Origin of the sequence: Enterococcus sp. C74, assembly GCF_040887125.1 — a bacterium.
Taxonomy (GTDB): domain Bacteria; phylum Bacillota; class Bacilli; order Lactobacillales; family Enterococcaceae; genus Enterococcus_B; species Enterococcus_B hirae.
The window spans coordinates 1-19550 of the sequence record NZ_JBFOFA010000017.1 but is presented as its reverse complement, the minus strand read 5'-3'; the positions used below and the strand labels follow the sequence as shown (position 1 = coordinate 19550).

The 19550-nt window shown below is 35.2% G+C and carries 14 protein-coding genes and 2 pseudogenes; 7 read left to right on the top strand and 9 right to left on the bottom strand.

The window, feature by feature from the left end; translation table 11 throughout:
- Positions 1–337 precede the first annotated feature (337 nt).
- The 3 genes from AB3H93_RS13750 to AB3H93_RS13740 form a co-directional block, all read right to left on the bottom strand.
- Entirely contained in the window at positions 338–688 is a 351-nt protein-coding gene (locus AB3H93_RS13750; RefSeq protein ID WP_010720213.1) for a Spx/MgsR family RNA polymerase-binding regulatory protein, read from the bottom strand.
- A 21-nt stretch (positions 689–709) separates the two neighbouring features.
- Positions 710–1114 (bottom strand): Spx/MgsR family RNA polymerase-binding regulatory protein, encoded by a 405-nt coding sequence (locus tag AB3H93_RS13745; RefSeq protein ID WP_010720214.1) that lies wholly within the window; start codon positions 1112–1114, stop codon positions 710–712.
- 228 nt (positions 1115–1342) lie between these two features.
- Positions 1343–3547 carry an ATP-dependent helicase gene (locus tag AB3H93_RS13740; RefSeq protein ID WP_368020718.1) on the bottom strand — a complete coding sequence of 735 codons (2205 nt, stop codon included), beginning with the start codon at positions 3545–3547 and terminating at the stop codon, positions 1343–1345.
- Between the two features lie 177 nt (positions 3548–3724).
- Between AB3H93_RS13740 and AB3H93_RS13735 the strand changes: the two genes are divergently transcribed.
- Entirely contained in the window at positions 3725–4414 is a 690-nt protein-coding gene (locus AB3H93_RS13735; protein ID WP_010736953.1) for a YoaK family protein, read from the top strand.
- A gap of 126 nt (positions 4415–4540) precedes the next feature.
- Here AB3H93_RS13735 and AB3H93_RS13730 read toward each other — a convergent pair whose 3' ends face one another.
- Positions 4541–4753 carry a hypothetical protein gene (locus AB3H93_RS13730; protein WP_025480261.1) on the bottom strand — a complete coding sequence of 71 codons (213 nt, stop codon included), beginning with the start codon at positions 4751–4753 and terminating at the stop codon, positions 4541–4543.
- A gap of 278 nt (positions 4754–5031) precedes the next feature.
- Here AB3H93_RS13730 and AB3H93_RS13725 point away from each other — a divergent pair, with 278 nt between their 5' ends.
- The 3 genes from AB3H93_RS13725 (at position 5032) to AB3H93_RS13715 (ending at position 7793) form a co-directional block, all read left to right on the top strand.
- On the top strand, positions 5032–5634 hold the full coding sequence (locus AB3H93_RS13725; protein ID WP_010736952.1) for an accessory gene regulator B family protein: 603 nt from the start codon (positions 5032–5034) through the stop codon (positions 5632–5634).
- A gap of 140 nt (positions 5635–5774) precedes the next feature.
- Positions 5775–7052: a sensor histidine kinase gene (locus tag AB3H93_RS13720; RefSeq protein ID WP_010736951.1), complete on the top strand. Its 1278-nt coding sequence runs from the start codon at positions 5775–5777 to the stop codon at positions 7050–7052.
- 12 nt (positions 7053–7064) lie between these two features.
- Positions 7065–7793 (top strand): LytTR family DNA-binding domain-containing protein, encoded by a 729-nt coding sequence (locus tag AB3H93_RS13715; RefSeq protein ID WP_010720220.1) that lies wholly within the window; start codon positions 7065–7067, stop codon positions 7791–7793.
- A gap of 104 nt (positions 7794–7897) precedes the next feature.
- Here AB3H93_RS13715 and AB3H93_RS13710 read toward each other — a convergent pair whose 3' ends face one another.
- Positions 7898–9415, bottom strand: coding sequence for a zinc ABC transporter substrate-binding protein AdcA (locus tag AB3H93_RS13710; protein ID WP_368020717.1), 1518 nt, complete (start codon positions 9413–9415; stop codon positions 7898–7900).
- Between the two features lie 294 nt (positions 9416–9709).
- On the opposite strand from AB3H93_RS13710, the gene AB3H93_RS13705 reads away from it, so the two are divergent.
- Positions 9710–10897: an AI-2E family transporter gene (locus tag AB3H93_RS13705; RefSeq protein ID WP_010720222.1), complete on the top strand. Its 1188-nt coding sequence runs from the start codon at positions 9710–9712 to the stop codon at positions 10895–10897.
- A 207-nt stretch (positions 10898–11104) separates the two neighbouring features.
- On the opposite strand, the pseudogene AB3H93_RS13700 reads toward AB3H93_RS13705, so the two are convergent.
- A pseudogene (locus tag AB3H93_RS13700) lies at positions 11105–11307 on the bottom strand (hypothetical protein).
- Between the two features lie 186 nt (positions 11308–11493).
- On the opposite strand from AB3H93_RS13700, the gene AB3H93_RS13695 reads away from it, so the two are divergent.
- Positions 11494–11598: a putative holin-like toxin gene (locus AB3H93_RS13695; protein WP_223603620.1), complete on the top strand. Its 105-nt coding sequence runs from the start codon at positions 11494–11496 to the stop codon at positions 11596–11598.
- 140 nt (positions 11599–11738) lie between these two features.
- Here AB3H93_RS13695 and AB3H93_RS13690 read toward each other — a convergent pair.
- Positions 11739–11880, bottom strand: a pseudogene (locus tag AB3H93_RS13690) (single-stranded DNA-binding protein); the annotation flags it as partial.
- A 396-nt stretch (positions 11881–12276) separates the two neighbouring features.
- Positions 12277–16251 carry an immunoglobulin-like domain-containing protein gene (locus AB3H93_RS13685; RefSeq protein WP_368020716.1) on the bottom strand — a complete coding sequence of 1325 codons (3975 nt, stop codon included), beginning with the start codon at positions 16249–16251 and terminating at the stop codon, positions 12277–12279.
- 491 nt (positions 16252–16742) lie between these two features.
- Here AB3H93_RS13685 and AB3H93_RS13680 point away from each other — a divergent pair, with 491 nt between their 5' ends.
- Complete coding sequence (locus tag AB3H93_RS13680; RefSeq protein ID WP_368020715.1) at positions 16743–17309, top strand: hypothetical protein; 567 nt, start codon at positions 16743–16745, stop codon at positions 17307–17309.
- Between the two features lie 395 nt (positions 17310–17704).
- Here AB3H93_RS13680 and treC read toward each other — a convergent pair whose 3' ends face one another.
- Entirely contained in the window at positions 17705–19333 is a 1629-nt protein-coding gene (treC, locus tag AB3H93_RS13675; protein WP_034699232.1) for an alpha,alpha-phosphotrehalase, read from the bottom strand.
- Positions 19334–19550: the final 217 nt, after the last annotated feature.

Below are 19550 nucleotides of genomic sequence, written 5' to 3'. Positions count from 1 at the left end.
CGATGATTTTTTAAAATAGCTCCTCATATTTTAGAAAACCATCGCTTATTGTTGAGGAGTTGCTTCTTGAACACCGTTTAGCAAGAGGTTGTGAAAAGAGTGTCTTGACCTAAGCGTTAAGGATGAAAATCTCGAAACAGCTCCTCATGTTTTGAGATTTTTTGACTTATCGCCGAAGGTCAGCTCTTTGAACACCGTTTATTCGTTTTTAGAGATAATAGAAGAGACCGAGACAAGTTTCTTTTAGAAAAGATCACTCACAAAAAAAGGAAATGAATAGCCATCCATCTCCTCTAACCGACTATTTCGTTTTTTTGCCACTGAGGTCATCCTGTATTTATTGGCTTGCAATTAATTTCTCCATTAATTCCTCATTGAACCCAACAAATAAAACATTATCAAAAATAATCAGCGGACGTCTGATTAGTTCTCCATGTGTTCTACACAAAACAATCAATTGTTGTTCATTAATAGTAGATAAATCAATTTCCAGATTTTTGAAACCTTGTGACCAAGTGGCGAACAGTCGTTCCGCGTGAACATTCTCAAACCCACACAATTCTTTTGCTTCCTTAACGGTTAGCTCTCTTTGATCTAAATCAATAAACTGATAAGAGAGATGATGTTCTTCTAACCACTGCTTTGCTTTTAGACACGTCACACAATGCGCCGACCCGTATACCTTCACAAGATTCCTCCTTTTTTAAATTTAACTGAAGATACTGTTTTGCATATAAATCATTCTTCTTGCAACTGAACGAATTTCTCTTGGAACAAACGAACGAATTTCATCTTCATTAAAACCGATCAATATTCTTTTTTCATCAATTAAGATCGGACGTCTTAGTAAAGAAGGATATTGTTTAAAAAGGACAATCATTTGCTTTAATGTGAGCTCGTTGAAGTCAATAGCTAATTTTTCGTATATTTTTGAGCGAGTAGAGATAATGTCTTCAACGCCTCCGTTAGTGGCTGCTAAAATTTCACGTATTTCATTTTCTGATATCGGCTCTGCAAAAATATTTTTTTCTTCAAAATCTAAACGATTTTCTTGCAACCATGCTCTTGCCTTTCTACAAGAAGTACAGCTAGGGGAAGTATATACTTTTATCATTCTCTCACTCCTTTTTAATTATAATCCCATTCTAACTGAAAGTTATAAAAAACACCAATTATTAGCTATTAAAATTCAGAAAATTTATTCTTCTTTGCTATTAAACCCTTTTAATCCTGTGTTTATATGAAAAAAATTAATTTATTTTGTATAAAAAAAAGAAGAAAAATACATAAAAAAAACGATATTATTAGTATTTTTTACCTAATAATATCGTTTTTTATGTGATCAAACATGTATTTTTTTAATTTTACAACCTGTTTCTCTAATAAATCTAGAAGTTTTCAATTTTCTCGTCCCCTTCATCAAAGGTATACACAAATAGAGACGATTCCTTGCTCGGGTCATTGCTACATAAAAAAGACGGCGTTCTTCTTCGACTGTTGTCACATGCTCTGCCTTGACCTTATCCAAACTAATGGCTGCTTTATCAGAGGCACCATTGTAAGGAATAGCTCCTTCATTACAACCAACTAAAAAAATATTGCGATAGCTTAAGCCTTTACTTCTATGAATACTTTGAATGCATAAAGCATCAAGTTTTCCTTGTCGGTAAGCGATTAAACGAGTTTTTAGTTGTTTCGCAACTGCTTGGATGTCTTTTTCTAAATGGTTGATTTTTTCTAATGTTGGAAATTGTTTGAGCGTTCCTAACAACCATTCACGCTCACTACCGTCTATTTCTTTAGTTGGTCGACTTAATTTAAGGTAGCTTTGAATTAAACGATCAAAACCTTTTCCGCCATTTTTATCAAAAGTATGAAGGTCCTTTACAAACCGATGAATCTCTTTTTCTTTTGTTTTTAAATGCGGCTTTACAGAAAGGATATATTCCACAATATCTGTTACTTTATTTCGTTTAGAAAAATAGTCCTCACATTCAGCCTTCTTGAAATAGCAATTAATCATTAACTGATAGAGTACTTGTTGATAACCTTGTGTCTTTTTTTGATAAGTAGTTGCATTTTGCCAGTAAAGGATCCTTTGATAGAACTGTTGAAATAGTTTTATCCCAAATATCCCTTCGTATGGGCCATCTGCTTCTAGCACAAAGGGGATATCCGTCTGTAACAAGTCTTGGACTAATTGCTGGGTTTGCGTTAACGACCGATATAAAACGATTGATTCTTTGTATTTTCCTTTATGTTTAATCAATGTTTTGATTTGTTCAATGATCCAGCGACTTTCAGCTTGTATGTCATCAAAAGCTAGCGCCTGCATAATCCCCGCCTCTTTCTTAGCTGGAATCATTGCTTTTTGGATACGATCATTTTTATTAAAAGTAATTAAGCGATTCGCTCCTTGAACAATGGTGGCACGTGAACGATAGTTGGTTAATAAAAAAATCGTCTTCGTTGCGTACTCTTGGTCAAAATTTTTAATATAAGAAGGTTCCGAACCTCGAAACCCATAGATACTTTGATCATCGTCACCGACCACAATAAGTTTCATTGGTGTTTCCTTCGTGATCAGGCGAACAATTTCCCACTGTAAAGGATTCGTGTCTTGAAATTCATCAATAAATAAATAATCATATTTTTGTCCCACGAAGTTTCTGATTTCTTCGTTCTGCAAGGCTTGTTTTAAATTACTTAGAACATCATTGAATTCAAAAAGATGTTGCTCTTTCTTTTGTGCTTGCAGTTCTCGCATGAAGTGGGTCATTCTTTCGGAAATCGGCATAGTTGCATTCGGTTCAATAAAGTCAAAGTTTTCTTTTATCAATACTCGCGTTTCTTCTATTGATAAGTTCATATTCTGCCAATAATCAAGACGTGCCGCCAAATTTTTTTCTCCATATTGATCAAAAGCGTATAAATTATACTTACGAATAAGTTGTTGTATTAGTCCACTGACTTTATATGAAGTCTCTTTTGAAAATTCTCCCTGTATCCCTTCAGTGACTACTTCTGGGAATTGGCGACAAATATCATTGTACAAACGAAAAAAGATACTATGAAAAGTTCCTATATGAACATTGGTCTTTCGTTGGCTAAAATTATCTACTCGCTTTTTCAATTCATTCGCAGCATTTCTCGTAAAAGTGATCATCAATATCCGTTGCTCATCTACCTGATTTTCAGTCATTAAATAGACAGCTTTTGCACAAATTGTTTGGGTCTTCCCACTTCCCGCTCCTGCAATGATCCTTAGATTTTTTTCCATATTGTAAGTAATCGCTGCTTTTTGCTCGTAATTAAAACGATTGTAGGAGCGCTTTTCCATCATATCGAAAAATGAATGACTATTATTCGTTTCTTTTTCTTCCTCAATCAGCCCAGGTGCTTCACCATAAGCTGCTTCATAGCTTGCAATGATCTCTTCTTGCATCCGGAAAATTTGTTGGAGCTTCTCATATCTTTTTTCCCAATGACTGATTTCTCTTTGTAAGCGAAGTATTTCTTTTTCATTCCCTTGATTGATTGTTTTCACATCTTTCTATATATAAATGGTCAATATTTTTCTTTTATACTAACAGACCTTTCTAAAAATTAAAATGACTTTAGCAAACACTGACCTTTTCTGAAAATTATCTATAAAATATCAAAAACATATAACCAATATGATAGAATAAAAAAGACAAATATATTAATTTGAAGGTGAATATAAATGAGTACTTCATTTCATGAAGGACGGACAATCGGACTTTTATTATCCTTTATCGGTGGCGCAATGGACAGTTATACATATATTCAATATAACGCATTTGCTTCAGCACAAACGGGTAATATTGTCTTAGCAATCATCCAAGCTTTCGATGGTGAATGGATTAGCGTTGGAAAAAAAATTCTTTCTACTGTCTTCTTTTTTTTAGGGATTTTACTGACAAAATTTTTGATTGATTATTTCAAAAAGAAAGAAAAACACTATTGGCGTTTGTATGTTCTTTACTACGAAGCAATTATCTTTTTCTTAGTCAGTCTGACTCCAATCAGTATCCACCCAGCCATCGTAACCATCATGATTGCATTTACAGCAGCTATTCAATGGGTCGCTTTTGATAAAATCGATGGACGAGCTTATACTAATCTTTTTACTACGGGGAATCTAAAAGGAGTTGCTACTAACTTATACGATTCACTTGTCACAAAAGAAAAAGCAGCGTTCGATCGTTTTTTCCATTTTCTGACAGTTGTTCTGGCTTTCATCAGTGGTGCTGGCGTTCTCGTTTTTTGCCACCATTTATTTGGGCATTTTGCTATTTTATTAGTGGCTGTTTTATTTTTAATCATAGCAATTGTTCAAAGCATTCAAGTATGGAAATTTTACCAACGTCATATAGTCTTATCCAAAAAATAAGGACAAGCGTGTTCACTTTAATGACCAACTAAAAAAATCACTATACTAAAACACAACAAATAGACTGATTTACAGGATACTCGGACAGTACCTCAGCCTATTTGTTGTGTTTATGTTTATTTTTATTCATTCCATTATCGCACTTGATTTTCGAACAACAAGTTGCCAATGCAAACTGTCGGCAGTCTCATTATCTTCTACTGCACATTTGATGACCCGGATCATCACGCTGTTTTCATAAACTTTTTCAATTTCTCCTTTGATAGGCGCTTCAAATAAATCTGAAACAAAAGCACCTGTTTCACCAACTTCAAATAATTGCTCATCCATTTTCTCCATTACTTGTTCATTCCCCATGATAGTTCCTCCAATATTTTTTAAGTCAATCAATTTTTAACACACTTCTAGGCAGAGAACACATAAAAATCATAAAAAGCCCTTTTCATGTCAAAACCGTTCACTTTTTTTATCTGCCATTTATAAAATACTCAAAAAAGAAAGATCTAACTGAATTTTTTGATCTTTTTTTTACGGTTTTGATGTCAAAACAACCTTTTATGAATCGAAACACTATTTTTAACAAATTTAGAATAAAATCGTTATTGGAGGTACGTTGGATGAAAAATAAAGTTGTAAATAGAATATTAGACACATTATTCAGTGGTGAAAAAATAGAAGATGAAATGGTTTATCTCCAAGTAAAATTTGCCCTTGATGTATTAATGAATAACCTTGGCAAATTGGCCGTTGTTTTAGTATTTTCTTTAATAACCGGTTCTTGGGTCGAAACAGGATTGACCTTTCTTTCTTATATTTGTATCCGTCGCTATGCTTACGGACTTCATTCTGATTCTGAATTTGTTTGTTTACTATGGACTTTGCTTTATTTGTGGGGCGTTCCCCTCTTAATGAAACACTTTGATGTGACCATCTCTTCCCCACTGAAGGTCATTTCATTGATCATCTGTTTCTTATTGTTGCTTCGCTATGGATCAAAAGGTACAGCAATCAATCCCATTGAACCTGAAAAACGCCCACCACTGTTAAAAAAAGCAATTTTCATGTTTCTTCTATTTGCAATAACTATTTTATTTTTCGCTAATTCTTACTTTTCTACTTACTTGCTTCTCGGGATTATTTTAGAAATAGCTACGCTGCTTCCAATTACGAATTATATAATGAATCTTGGAGGAATTTTCTATGAAAAAAACAATCATTAAACAACTTACTAATTTGTCTGACTTCTTTGTGTCTGGATGCTGCTTTGGTATGAGTTCAGAGTTTAAAATCCCTGAAAAATTAAAAAAATAATTCAATAAATATGCTATAATTTGGTAAAAATCAATGGGAGCTGTACTTTATGTTTTTGTGGTCCATAGCCTTGCAATATTTAATTTACACAATTTGTGTATTACTCATTGAACACCAAATTAAAAAGAAATACTTATTCGTTACCACTATTTTAATCTCTTGTGTCTTGTTAGGTTTTATGTATCCTTTATTTGGGATATTTACTGCTTTATTTGCTATAGGTATGCTGATGCTAACATTCTTCTTCTTTTCTACTTCCCCGCAAAAACTGGTTTATGCTCTTCCTTGGGGATTGCTTACTTCGCTTTTAGGAGACCATTTGACGAGCATCAGCGATTTTTTTATTTTGAAATCTGCTGTCATTGAACCAGGAGATTCCTTGCAGTATATTCATATCGTCATTTCTGCGACGTTATCGATCTTACTTGCTTTAGCTTTTAAAAAAGCCTTAGAAAATTTCCATGGGTTGGATCGCCGAATGATTGGAACCGTTGGCGCGTTGATGTTATTTACCTATTATATCGTTATCTTTTATACACGTTTTTCTGGCGAGACTCCCCAAATTTTAACTATCAACACTGGCTTTTTCATTCTTTATCTCTGTGGCGGGCTGTTTATCCTCATTTATTATTGGAAAATTTCAAAGAGAAAAATGGCAGACCAATTGTTAGAACAGCGTATGCAAATGCAACAAGATTACATCCGTGATCTAGAAAAAAACTATCAAGACCTTAGAGAATTCAAGCATGATTATCAAAACTTGCTTTTTTCAATGAATAGTTATCTTGCTGAAGGTGACCTGGAGGGATTACGTAAGTACTACAATCAAAATATCTTACCCACTCGTCAAATGATGGATCTTTTCCCAGCAAACCTTAGTCTGTTAGATAACATAAAAATTCCTGAAATAAGAAGCTTATTGTCTTTGAAATTAATGATGGCACAAGAAAAAGGATTATCCGTGCATCTTGTTATTCCAGAAGAGATCACTTTAAAGAAAAAACACACAGTAAACATCGTCCGAATGTTAGGTATTATTTTAGATAATGCGATTGAAGGAGCTTTAATTACTAAAAAGAAGAAAATTGAACTCTTTGTTTTAAAAAAGAAAAACTCAGTGATTATTCGTGTCATCAATACAACGATGAATACACTTCCGTTAAATCAATTAAAACAAAAAGGTTTTTCAACAAAAAAAGATCCTAAAAACGAAGGACTCGGTTTATTCATTTTGGATGAGCTGTCAAAGGCCAATCCTTATATCTTTTTAGAGACATCTATTGAGAATCAACGTTTTTCTCAGACAATCTATATACAAACAAAATAAAGGAGTATTCGTATGATTCCAATTTATATTTGCGAAGATGACACGAAACAGTTGGAAGTAATTTCAGCAGTGATCAAAAATCGAATTATGATTGAGAATTTGGATAGTTATGTCCATATCGCCACTTCTGATCCAATTGAACTTCTTCAAGCAGCTAGAGTACGAACCTCATCTTTTGGTATTTATTTTTTAGACATTGAATTAAAAGATAGCGATCTAGATGGTATTATGATCGGAAAACGTGTAAGAGATCTAGATCCTTTAGGAAAAATTATTTATGTTACTTCTCATACGGATCTTTCAATGTCTATCTTAAAGAGTAATATTGAACCGACTGATTATATTATCAAAGAAGATATTTTTGATTTAAAAGAAAATGTGGAACGTATTTTAAGTAAGATCTTTGAAGATGTCAAAGCGACTCCTTTACAAAAAGATATTTTTAAAATCGAATTTAACGATGAAATAAAATTTCTTCCGATCAAAGATATCCAGTATTTCTCTACTTCCCCAGGAACGCCACATAAATTAGAGGTTCATTTGACTCATGCGCAAATGCAGTTCTATGATAAAATCAAAGAAATAGAGAAAATGAACCGTCATTTTATCCGCTGCCATAAATCATACGTGATCAATACTCAAAATGTCCGTACGATCAACAAAAAAACTCGTGAAATCACGTTAGCAAATGGCGAAGTGATTCCGGCTTCTGTACGTGGTTTAAAAAAATTGATCTCGTAAATCTCAGACTTCTCCCCAAAAACAAACAAAAAAAATGAGCAAAACTCGTCTGTTTGTTTTGCTCATTTTTTCTTATTTATCTTTTCTTGTTCCTATTTTGTAGTTTAATGTAACAGCATTTCTTGCGCAATTTCTTGCCCACTCATCTCCACTGGATAAAAAGTTGGCCAATGATCCATTTCTGCCAGTAAACTTTCTTGACTTTCATTCCCTAAATAGATATGAAAATGTTCCGAATCTGTTGGTTCAATCGAATGATCACTGAATTGTACATATCGATAAGCGCCACTTTCTGGCTCTACTGCTTCAAATAAGTAGCGTACGCCTCGATTTCCTGCAGCGTAATTCAAAACTCTTTTACCTGCATATCGGTATGATGATTGCTTCGTCTCACCATTTTTAAAAGTAAATGCCATTCGATCTCCGTCAATCTTGATCTTTTCGACATCCGTCTGGTATCCGACGGTATAATAATCCTTGTACTCTTTTGCTGATTTTTTTGGATCGATTTTTGCCTTATACTCAAATACGGGATCTAAGGTTCCATCAGCTAAATAGTTATCGACCGTTTGCCATTGCCCTTTCCAATCGGACAATTTGCGGTCTTTCACAGCTGAATCTTCAAAGTAACCATTATATACATTTTTTTCTTTTTCTGGTGTCAGTGTGGCTTCCAGTGGATTCACTGTATCTGTCGTTTTTTGTAACGACTTGAGGTTTTCTTTCATTATGGTTACGTAATTTTCACCATTTGCAAGTTGTTCTTTCGTTAAACCTTCTAGAGGATTCAAGACAGCCAAAGAAACGCCGGCTTCATTTGCTAGAGTTCTAGCGATACTGTCTTTAGCATTTTCTTCGAAATAAATATATTTGATCCCATGATCTTTTACAAACTGTTTTAATTCAGCAATTCTTGCGGCTGAAGGCTCCTCACTTGAGGATAAGCCAGCTATTGACACTTGATTCAGTCCATACTCTAATGCCAAATAGTTGAATGCGGCATGTTGGGTAACAAAAGATTTTTGTTTTGCTTTACTTAAGGTATCCTGATAACTCTGATGAAGTTCTTGTAATTTTTCTAAATAATTCTCCGCATTTTTAGTAAAGGCTTCTTTTTTATCGGGGTATTTTGTGATCAGTTGATCCCTTATACTTTTTACTTGTTTCATTGCTAAACTTGGAGCTAACCAAACATGCGGGTCTAATTCATGAGAATGCCCTGCTTCGCCATGACTATGGTCATGTCCTTCTTCACTACCCGGTAACAACAACATCCCTTCAGTCGCTTTGACTGCTAACACATTCCCCTCTTTCAATGTGTTTTGGATTGCTGGTACCCAGGTTTCCATATTTTCGTTGTTATAGACAAAGACATCCGCATTTTGAATTTTTGCCATATCTTTTGCTGACGGCTCATAGTCGTGTGAATCTGTCCCAGCAGGAATCAATAACTCAACTTCTCCTTCATCTCCCACTACTTCTTTCGTGAAATCATACATTGGATAAAAAGTCGTCATCACCTGCAATTTTTCTTTTTTGTTCGCGGCTTCTTGTTGATTGCCACAACTGGCAAGTATACAAACAGTAACTACTATCCCTAATAAATAAACCAAACGCTTCATTTGACGACACTCCTTCATCTTCTTTCATTTTACGATTAAAGTTACCAAATCGTAATCTTTACGTTTTAGCAACAGGATTTAATTTATCATATCGCTAAATAAATAGTCAAGCGTTTTCTTAAAACTATTTCTTTTTATTTTCTAGCCATTTCTGAACAGTATCATTTTCTTTTTGTCACTAGTTCCGACTATAATAAGATAAATCAGCTTGACGTTCCCGATAGGTAAAAAACAATTTCCTTTTACTTTTATCTTGAACTTAGAGCGATTTAGTACATTGAAAGGAGTAATAAATTGAAGAATAATTCTAAAGATCAGTCACGTCTGATACGTTTTCTAGGAGGAACGACTTCCTATTATGTATTAGGGTTGTTGATTATGTTAGCTTTAGTGATCTACTTTTTTCAGCAGATCGGTTTTATTTTTAAGCCATTTTTTGTGATTTTTGCGACGACACTCGCCCCAGTACTATTTGCGTTAGTTTTATATTATTTACTAGACCCGTTGATCAAACGTTTGAGCCGAAAACTATCTAGAAATTTATCTGTTACTATCGTTTATGTCATTATTTTATTTTTGATCGGCTTAGGGAGTGTTTGGTTAGTTCCTTTCTTGGAGCAACAAGCCAAAACACTAATGACTAGTTTTCCTGATTTGTTCAACGATTTTATACAAACTTTGAAAAACTTCCTAGCGCAAACACCTTTTGCGGACACATTCGATCAATTCTTTTCATCGATTGATGATTGGACATCTAATTTTGCCTCGTTTATTGGCGATTATTGGGAAAGTGGCGCACAAAGTATCGGGAATATCTTTTCAGCAGTAACATCTACCTTTATTACATTATTTACTGGTCCAATCATTGCGTTCTTCTTATTAAGAGATCCTCAGAAATTTTATCAAGCTGTGTTAGGGATCGTACCACCCAAGTTCCGTACAGATTTTCGGACATTGACTAAAATCGCCAATCAACAATTAGGTGATTTCTTAAAAGGGCAAATCATTGCTTCTTTCATCTTAGGAGCTGTTTATTGGGTCACATTTTTATTGATCGGCTTAGAATTTGCAAGCATACTAGCAATCGCAGCTGGGATTTTATGTATCATTCCTTACATTGGACCATTTATTGCCTTCTTTCCTGGATTGTTTATTGCTTTCCAAGATTCGACATTCATGGCAATTAAGTTTGTTTTGGTCTGGTTCATCGTCCAATTACTTCATGGGGACTTAGTTATCCCTCGAGTTATGGGCAATCGCCTTCAAGTCCATCCAATCACTATTTTGATTGTTTTATTAGTGATGGGTGATTTACTAGGACTCATGGGTGTAATTTTTGGGATCCCCATCTACACATTGATCAAATTATTGGTTGTCTTTACTTTTAAAAAGTTCAAACAACGCTACAACAAGTATTATGGCGATCAGGGTGTCTACCAAAAAGCAGAATTTTCGGAAAAAGACTACTTTGAAAAAGAGTAAAGAAAGTCTGGAACATCTCTCAAAAAACGAGGGACTAGGACGATCAAGTTTATTTTTCTTACTGAAGAAGACTATTGTCCCAGTCTCTACTAAACAGACCTTTGTTCCTGTTTCTATGTAAAACAACAAGAGCTGCAATCCACATTTAGGAGTGCAGCTCTTCTTTTGTATGCTCATCAATCGCATAAAATGATTGGGGTTTTTAATTTATATCGATTCAATGACTAAGTGATTCCGTTTATTGAAGTGACCTGTTACTGAAATAGTATAATTGCCTTCTTCCAAAATAAGCAATTTATCCGTTATTTCTATATTGACCACTGATTGATTGGTTCAGGGCTCATTGGTAATGTAAATCGCACAAGCAATGGCTGTGTCTTGATTTCCTGAATTTTACCGAGTAAAACAATAGATTATTCCATCACGATCACCTCGCTAAAATTATAGAAAAAACAACTAAAATCGAGAATTTTTAATCGATTTTAGATATGCTAATAATAATCAAGACAGTAAAGTTTGTGACGGTGGCTATCCGATTGAAAGTGAGGTGGTGCGTATGTGCGTACTTCCAAAATCTTACAGAAAGGAGAAGCCTTTTGCCTGTTGAAACGGCGTTAGGATTAATGATTGGTTTCGGTTCTTTAATCGCAACAATCATTTTTGGAATCTTGGCAGTTGTAAACAACAATCAAAAAAAATAACCGTCAGCTTTAGCCGGTCGACGATTATTTTTCAAAAATAATATTAAACTGGTCACCGTCTTAAACGGTGCTGTTAAGGGAGTTGTTAGCGCAACTCCTCTTTTCGTATTCATTATATCAACTTTATTGATCTTTTACAATCAGAATGGGAAATCATCATTGCTAATATCATTGTCCAGAAAATGGATTTTGTGAAGCGTTAAATCCATTGTTATTAGTCATCGTTGTTTCATGTTGTTCAAAGGTGGTTGTGATTGGACTCGTGGCAGGTTGATTAGTGTAATTACTACACAACACTAAGTAACACATAATTTTACATCATATTTATTTTTAGATATTAATGTCCAGAAAATGGAGATTTGATCGACACAATGACAATAGATATTTTTAAACTAAAAAGTAAGAATAGAAAGGGAAAAGATAGCTAAGTTCACAAGTTAAAAAAAGAAGAAACCCCTGATATAATGTATTTTTTGTGTGTCACTTTTCTTTTGAAATGGCATAAATTTTTAATTTTATTTGACACAAAATATAAACCTCTGTACACATTACGGTATTCATCATTTAGCTCAACCTGTTTGAATTTTGAGCGTATCTTAAATCAAGAAAACTGAGACATTGATCAGATTTTTTCTAATCAATGCCCCAGTTTTTAGACTTACATAAATTTATTTTTCCTTAGTTTACAGAAACTGTTTGGTTTTCAGCCAATAAGTTGCCACTGCCATCATAGAAATTCATTGTTACTTGATCATCAGCTTTGATTAGGTCTGGCTTCACATAATAACTGATTGCCCCATCCTTAAAGCTCCCACCTTTACTGATCAGTTTACCATTGACAAACAAGTGTCCTTGGTGAACCTGGGTATCAGAACCATAGGCTCCTTTGATCGTTTGTGTGCCGATTTTATAAGTCAATTCGTTGATTTCAGCTGTTGGTGTTTGAATAGTGACATCAATCTCTGATCCTGGAATTTGCTGTCCTCGATTGTTGGCACCCATCAAGACTACTTGATCATCTTCTGACACTTTAAGGTTTCCTACATAATAACTGAACTTGCCATCTTTGAAGCTGCCGCCTTGACTAACTTTTTCGCCATTGACCAACAAGATTCCTTGGTAAACATCGCCTGTGTAGTTTCCTTCGATCACTGTACTGATTCCCACACGATGGGCTTCTGTTAATTGACCCAGTTGTTCTCCTATAGTCACTGGTTGTGGGTCCCCTAGTGGTGTATCGAATTTATCATAGCCTTGAATCGTTGCTTGATCCCCTGCTTTGATAATTTGAGAGTTCACATAATAGCTAAACTTACCATCTTTATAGGTTCCGCCCCAGCTGATTACTTCCCCATTCACTACTAGTTTTCCTTTATGGATATCCCCCATATAAGTTCCAGTAATGGTTGAATCACCTAGCTTATAAGTGTCCACCTGATCAATTGATCCTGAAGATTCGGAAATCACTTCAATCTCTTTGGAATCTATCAATTCCTTCTCTTTGTTGTAGCCATCTAATACGACTTTGTCGCCGACTTTTAATTTGCCAACACCGACATAATAGCTGAATTGACCATCTTTGAAGCTACCGCCCCAGCTAACAACTTTGCCATTAACGGTTAATCGGCCGAGAGACATATCCCCTGTGTAGGTTCCAGTAATATTGACATCTCCTACATGATATTCTTGTGGTTTCAACTCACTTTTCACTAGTTCTGCCACATAAGTTCCTGCCGTTAAATCCCCAGTTCCGTAATTTGTCATAAAGTCAGCAGGTGAATAGCCTTTGGACTGACCATCTTCACGAATCCAATTTCCTGTCAGCTGATCTCCATCGTTCAGTGCTTTCGGTGCTGATAAACCAGTGTCTCCAATCGCCTTAAAGTGATCGCCTAGTGTTAATTTATTAAGCGGAGCTTTAAGAAACATATCACTCATATCTGTTACTTTACTGGTATCAAAACCACTTACATCTAAACTTGTTACACTGCTCATACCACGAAACATATTAGCCATATCTGTTACGTTACTGGTATCAAAGCCACTTACATCTAGACTTGTTACGCTGCTCATACCGGAAAACATATGTTGCATATTTGTTACTTTACTGGTATCAAAGCCACTTACATCTAGACTTGTTATGCTACTCATACCTTTAAACATTTTACTCATATCTGTTACGTTACTGGTATCCAGTTGACTTAACCCTTCGATTTCAGTTACATTCGTAGGTTTGTCAGCCGAGGTATTTCCACTAAATAATAAAAAAGAATTTTCTGGAGCAACTACTTTTCCAGACAAGACAATTTTCTTGATGGCTGTAGCATCTACTTTTTTGTTTTCGGACCATGGTGATTCTTTATAGCTACTTAACTCACCTGCTCCGATTGTTAACGTTCCTGTATCTTCATCAAACATATACGGACTAGTACCCCACGTGTCTGTTTCAACGGAAACATACGTACCAGCAGTCAAATCACCAGTGCCATAGTTGTTCATGAAATCTTTTGCTGAATAAAACGTCCCTTTGCCATCTTCTCTCATCCAAGCAGAAGTAAGACTTGCGTTTTTTCCATCTGTTTCTACAAATTTAAATGTATCTCCTAGAATTAATTTCTTAAGTGGAGTATCAGCAAACATATTACCCATATCTGTTACTTTGCTAGTGTCAAAGTTGCTTAAATCTAAACTTGTTACGCTAACCATATCGACAAACATCCAACTCATATTTTTTACTTTACTGGTATCCAGTTGACTTAGCCCTTCGATTTCAGTTACATTCGTAAGATTCTTACCAGAGGCACTTGCAGTAAATAAGAATTTAGAATTTTCTGGAGCCACTACTTTTCCAGACAAGACAATTTTCTTGATGGCTTCATAATCCACTTTTCCACTGTTCCATGGTGATTCTTTATAGCCACTTAACTCACCTGCTTCGATCGTCAATGTCCCTGTGGTTTCATCAAAATTATACGGACTGGTACCCCACAATCCCGTAGAAGAAACGTACGTGCCAGCAGTCAAATCACCCGTTCCATAGTTTTTCATGAAATCTTCTGCTGTATAAGCCTTTCCTTTGCCATCTTCTCGTTTCCAAACAGAAGTAAGAGATGAATCTCCTCCTACAAATTTAAACGTATCTCCTAGAATTAATTTTTTAAGTGGAGTATTAGAAAACATATTATTCATAGATGTTACTTTGTGGGTGTCAAAGCTGCTTAAATCTAGACTTGTTAAGCTGCTCATACCGTCAAACATATAATTCATATCTGTTACGTTACTGGTATCTAGTTGACTTAACCCTTCAATTTCAGTTACCTTCGTAAGTTCCTTAGAGGTACTTGTACTAAATAAGAATCTAGAATTTTCCGGAGCAACTACTTTTCCAGACAAGACAATTTTCTTGATGGCTTTATTATCAACTGTTCCGCTGTTCCATGGTGATTCCTTATAGTCACTTAATTCACCTGCTCCGATCGTCAATGTCCCTGTGTTTTCATCGAAATTATACGGACTGGTACCCCACCATTCTGTAACAGAAACGTACGTGCCAGCAGTCAAATCACCAGTGCCATAGTTTTTCATGAAATCTTTTGCTGAATAAAACGTCCCTTTGCCATCTTCTCGCTTCCAAGCAGAAGTAAGACCTCCTTGTCCATTAACAAATTTAAATGTGTCTCCTAGTGTTAATTTCTTAAGTGGAGTACCAGTACACATATTATACATAGATGTTACTTTGCTAGTGTCAAAGTTGCTTAAATCTAGACTTGTTACGCTATCCATACCGCTAAACATATTACCCATATCTGTTACTTTACTGGTATCAAAACCACTTACATCTAAACTTGTTACGCTGCTCATACCTTTAAACATATAATCCATAGTTGTTACGTTACTGGTATCAAAGCTACTTACATCTAAACTTGTTACACTGCTCATACCATAAAACATATAACTCATAGCTGTTACTTTACTGGTATCCAGTTGACTTAGCCCTTCGATTTCAGTTACATTCGTAAGATCCTTATTAGCGGTACTTGTACTAAATAAGAATTTAGAATTTTCTGGAGCAACTACTTTCCCAGCCAAGACAATTTTTTTGATGGCATTACTATCTACTTTGTCGCTGCTCCATGGCGATTCTTTATAGCCACTTAACTCACCTGCTCCGATTGTCAATACTCCTGTGTTTTCATCAAAAGTATACGAGCTGGTACCCCATGTGCCAGTTATCTTAGAAGCTGCTGCCACGTTCGATTTTTGCGCTACTTTTGGCGCTTCAGCTGTTGGATTAGTTGCATCCCCTTCACTTTCGGCAGTCGGTGCTGTTGCTTGCTCTTGTTCTTTTGCTTGTTCCTGGGTGTTCTCAGTTGTTTCATCAGCTGCTTCTTCAGTTGTTGCTAATGAATCACTAGCTGTAGTGGTTGAATCCGTTGGGTTTACTAACGGTTCTGTGACGTTTTGTATCGTTTGATCGATGACTTCTTTTGCTTCATTCGCCTGTGTTTGTTCAGTAGCAGTTTCAGCTGTTGGTGTCAAAGTATCCGCTAATGCCATCGTTGGTGCGATCCCGGTATTTCCCATCACACCAGCCACCGCAAACATCGTTAATAGCTGTTTTTTACGTTTTGCTGTTAATTTTTTCTTACTCATATTTACTCCTTTTTTGCTCTTATTTTTGATCATTACTTTCTCGTCAATACCACTTCATCAGCTTTAGGTGTTTCCCCTGTTTTCAATTGATGTCTCTTTCCAATGTCCATTTTGTTACCGAAGCTGACAAAATCGTATGGATCATCTCCCCTGTAGCGTTTATTTTACTTGTTCTAAGTAAGCATAAACGCTCAATATTCCCAATTAATATTCTTGAATTTTGAGCGTTTACCATAACGTTTTTTTGTATATATTTCTTTCATTGATCGAGGAAATCAATCAAGCTTCTTCTACTACTTATCATCTGAAGAAATATTTCACCTACATGTTACGCTTTATGTAAAGGTTAATAGGTAAAAGAAAAAGAGAGTGGGACAATAGTCAGAAAAAAATCTGATTATTGCTCTACTCTCTTTTTTATTACATTTTTAAAGCTACTTTCAAATGTTGTTTGCTATAATTAAAAAAAGGTCTTTAAGGAGAACTAAATAATGCTTTTAATTAAATTTATGTTTACTTTAATATATTATGGCAGTTTTATTTATACAGTCTATAAAGTCAGGCAGATCCAACAGGAGTATTCAGATATCATGGCTCTATATAAACAAGAAAGAGAGCGTACTTTTCCAAACCTAACTGAACAAGAACAAAAGAAACGAAAAAAAGCAATCTCACAATATTATGAAAAAAAAGATCCTTCTTTTGCTCTAAAAAGAAAATTTTCATTTATCATTTATGTTATTGTCTTTTTTATTTTGGAACGTGTTATTCACTACTTTTTCCCTATTGAAGACGTTCCTAAAAATTTGAATTATATAATTCCCTATTTGGGAATAGCCCTTACCATCAGTGCTGTTACAGGTTTTTACTTAATTAAATCCAAAAAAAAGGAACGCGAAATATTTAAACAGTATTTAATAGACCATCCCAAAAACGAATTACAATTTGTTTGGGTTTCAGAAAAACTTCAGGCAAGTTTTATGCAAAATACAAATAAAAGATTTATAGTCCATCTTACACTAGGTCTATTAATGATATTGTATCCTCTTTTTTGTTAGATGAGAGTATACATTAAATTGTTATTGCTTCCATCATATTCTTTGATTTGCGATACTCAATTTTATCATTACTCAATCGATTTTTTCATGATTCTTTCTTCTTATCTCACATTTGTTTTTAGACAAAATAAAAACGACCTTAATCCAATAACTCATGGATTAAGCGTCGAATGTTTTCCCACCAGCTGATGGTTCATTAAAAATACAATCTTCTTTCGAAATATCTCGTGTAAAATTTTATCTGCAACCGATTCATCGTTTTTTTCAAAACAGTTGCTCATAAAGACATCAGTAATTTGTCAATCTCATGAAAGTTTTTTTTACTTTAGAAACAAAGATCATGCTCAGTTACTATCGGCTCATCGTTTACCAATTTTTTTCTCTTGATCTTTTATTTACTGGATCAACAGGGCGATCGCTTGATAAGGCCTTAGGGTCAATTCCTCTTGGATAAGAGTATTGGCATAATTGCTGATAAGCGGTTGGGCACTAACAAATTCTTCTGGGATCGTTATGGTCGTTTCATTTTCGTAAAAATTAGTTAAAACCAATAATTTTTGTCCGTCTAATTGTCTTAAATAACCGTATACTTGGGGATGATCGGGTTCATAAGCTTGATAGTCCCCTGATGCAATTACAGGATATTGTTTTCGCAATTGAATCAATTTTTTGTAGTATGCGAAAATCGATTGCTCAGATGTACGTTCTTGTTCTACATTGATGACCTCATGATTTGCCGCTAACCCTAACCAAGGTGTTCCTGTGGTAAAGCCTGCTGTTTCATCACTTGTCCATTGCATCGGTGTCCGAGCGTTATCTCTGGATTTCGCCTTGATTCGCCGAAAAGCTTCTTCTTCCGAGAAGGATTGGTTCAGCATTTCTTGGTAAGCATTTAAACTTTCTACATCGACGTAATCATCGATATGCTGAAAGTCTGGATCGATCATCCCAATTTCTTCCCCCATATAAATATAAGGCGTCCCACGATTCAAATGGATCATCGTCGCTAACATTTTAGCCCCTTCTGTGCGGTATTTATCAATTGCTACAAAGCGGTTGAGGGCTCTTGGCTGGTCGTGGTTATTTAAGAACAACGCATTCCAGCCATTTCCTTTACTCATCGCTTCGCCCCATGTATGGAACAGACTTTTTAAAGCTTCAAAATCAAAAGGTGGCGTACTCCATTTGTTTCCATTTTCGTAATCAACCTTCAAATGATGAAAATTGAACACCATCGAAAGCTCATTCCGACTTGGTTCCGTATACAAAATACAATTTTCAATCGTCGTTGAACTCATTTCTCCAACTGTGATGATTTCTGGATCTTGACCAAAAGTTTCCCGATTTAATCGTTGAAGATACGTATGAGTAATCGGCTTGTCAGTATATTCTGCTTTTCCTTGGTTCTCTGCATTATTTTTGAGTTCTTCATCTTTCCCGATCACGTTGATCACGTCAAAGCGAAAGCCTTTGACCCCTTTAGACATCCAAAAACGAACAACTTTGAACAACTCTGTTTGCACTGCTTCATTTCGCCAATTTAAATCTGCTTGTGTTTGATCATAGAGATGTAAATAATACTTACCCGTATCTCCAAAAGGCGCCCATGCATTACCACCAAATTTAGATACCCAATCGGTTGGCTCATCTCTTAGAATAAAAAAATCTTGGTAAAAACGATCGCCAGCTAAAGCTTTTTGAAACCATTCGTGTTCTATTGAAACATGGTTTAAAACCATATCAAGCATAATCTCTATATTATAGCTCTTTGCTTGTGTGACTAGTTCTTCAAATTCTTCCATCGTTCCAAATAGTGGATCAATCGCTACATAATCAGAAATATCATAGCCATTATCTTTTTGTGGACTCGGATAAATGGGGTTCAACCAAATCATATCGACCCCTAGTTCATGCAGATAAGGTAATTTTTCTTTGATCCCTTTTAAATCGCCAATCCCGTCACCATTACTATCACGATAAGATTTAGGATAAATTTGATAAACTACTTTCTCATTAAACGACATCCTCATTCGCCTCCAATCAGCTATTATTCCAACTTATATATACAAGTTTACAAATCCTATTATATAGGAAAAGGAAGCGTTTATCAAGGACAGAGCTAAGTCCTCTAATAGGAAGACCTCACCCATTATAAACTGTCGCACATCCAACAAATTGGCATAACAAAACCTGCGTATCATTTTCCCTACACCAAATTTTCTTTTCATCAACCAGTTACCT

Coding starts and splice junctions, on each gene's coding strand:
- AB3H93_RS13745 (WP_010720214.1), bottom strand. CDS start 1,114: ATGATAAAAGTATATACTTCCCCTAGCTGTACTTCTTGTAGAAAGGCA.
- AB3H93_RS13735 (WP_010736953.1), top strand. CDS start 3,725: ATGAGTACTTCATTTCATGAAGGACGGACAATCGGACTTTTATTATCC.
- AB3H93_RS13730 (WP_025480261.1), bottom strand. CDS start 4,753: ATGGAGAAAATGGATGAGCAATTATTTGAAGTTGGTGAAACAGGTGCT.
- AB3H93_RS13725 (WP_010736952.1), top strand. CDS start 5,032: ATGAAAAATAAAGTTGTAAATAGAATATTAGACACATTATTCAGTGGT.
- AB3H93_RS13720 (WP_010736951.1), top strand. CDS start 5,775: ATGTTTTTGTGGTCCATAGCCTTGCAATATTTAATTTACACAATTTGT.
- AB3H93_RS13715 (WP_010720220.1), top strand. CDS start 7,065: ATGATTCCAATTTATATTTGCGAAGATGACACGAAACAGTTGGAAGTA.
- AB3H93_RS13710 (WP_368020717.1), bottom strand. CDS start 9,415: ATGAAGCGTTTGGTTTATTTATTAGGGATAGTAGTTACTGTTTGTATA.
- AB3H93_RS13685 (WP_368020716.1), bottom strand. CDS start 16,251: ATGAGTAAGAAAAAATTAACAGCAAAACGTAAAAAACAGCTATTAACG.
- AB3H93_RS13680 (WP_368020715.1), top strand. CDS start 16,743: ATGCTTTTAATTAAATTTATGTTTACTTTAATATATTATGGCAGTTTT.
- treC (WP_034699232.1), bottom strand. CDS start 19,333: ATGTCGTTTAATGAGAAAGTAGTTTATCAAATTTATCCTAAATCTTAT.